This is a genomic window from Ketobacter sp. MCCC 1A13808 (assembly GCF_009746715.1).
Classification (GTDB): domain Bacteria; phylum Pseudomonadota; class Gammaproteobacteria; order Pseudomonadales; family Ketobacteraceae; genus Ketobacter.
On the sequence record NZ_VRKW01000068.1, the window covers coordinates 1 to 1088 of the forward strand.

At 41.8% G+C, this 1088-nt stretch carries 2 protein-coding genes; both read right to left on the minus strand.

From position 1 onward, the window contains the following. Positions 1 to 129: 129 nt before the first annotated feature. Positions 130 to 510: a hypothetical protein gene (locus FT643_RS23060; RefSeq protein WP_156873745.1), complete on the minus strand. Its 381-nt coding sequence runs from the start codon at positions 508 to 510 to the stop codon at positions 130 to 132. A gap of 93 nt (positions 511 to 603) precedes the next feature. Further along, a complete protein-coding gene (locus FT643_RS23065; RefSeq protein ID WP_156873746.1) occupies positions 604 to 948 on the minus strand; it encodes a hypothetical protein in 345 nt (114 codons plus the stop codon). Positions 949 to 1088 lie beyond the last annotated feature (140 nt).

Genomic DNA, 1088 nt, shown 5'->3' on the forward strand with positions numbered 1-1088 from the left:
GTAGCCTTAACTGCAGTAATGAGAAAGTTCATCATCATATTAAACACCATGGTAAAACGGAATGAGTTATGGGCACATTGAATATAATTTGGGACTATTGACACCACAGTCACTTGTTATGTAAGTGCCTTACTCACACCAAACATAGAAATTGCTGTTCTCGCCTTCATAATTTACTCGACCAAAAAATAGATACACAGCCATCTCACTATTTTTGTTTATCGCGCAATCAATCGATACCTGAGCTTTGAACCCTTCCGTTGATTTACATTCAAAGGTCCCGACATCAGGTTTTTTGTTTTGCTCGAAAAGTGAGACGGAGCAATAGATACCTTTAGGGCTACGCCAAACTTCCTTCGAAACATAGCCTTTACCATCAATATTGACAGGTAACACGGATTTTCCAAGTATCTCGCCAATATCTCTACGCTCAATATGAATTTCTTTCACACCATCCGCGTAGCATATAAATGAAGTAACAAAGAGACTTAAAAATAGAATAAACTTCAAATCTTCGCTCCTAGCACATAACGCCGCAAGCAAAGGCGCGCGTTAGCGCGTCCAGCCCGCAGGGCGATTTTGCCTTGCTTTGTTAAATTGCTGCTACGGAGCACTTGCGCCGCACCCCTCGAATTCACAACCAGCGTCGTGACCAACTTGAATGAGATAATCCACCCATTTTAAAAGCTGCTCTTCGGACCAAGTTATTGGCCCTGAGTTGCCAGAAATAGTAAATGACTTTTTAAACAGACCTTCACTACTTACTTCGAGAGGATAATCAGCCAGCTCTGTTTGAAGTGCTTTAACAGCACCTCCATCTTTAGTACTGAATTGAAAATCAAAATCTAGTTTCGATTCTTCTGTTGCACCAAGCTCAGTTAGCTGCTTCCAGACTTCAGCTGTTCTGACAAGGTAGCCCATTCTGTAATCTTCGAATTCTTCGCTCATTCGCTGATCCATTGCAATTTAACGAGAGTAGATATATGGAATCGTTAAGAAAGTTGGCGGTCAGCTTGCGCAGCAAGATGGGTGACAACTTTTAGATTCCATATCATCTGGTTGTTATATTGCGCTCGTCCCTCGGTGTT

Bases quoted from the DNA above. Each gene is read 5' to 3' on its own strand.
- FT643_RS23065 (WP_156873746.1), bottom strand. From the start codon at position 948: ATGAGCGAAGAATTCGAAGATTACAGAATGGGCTACCTTGTCAGAACA.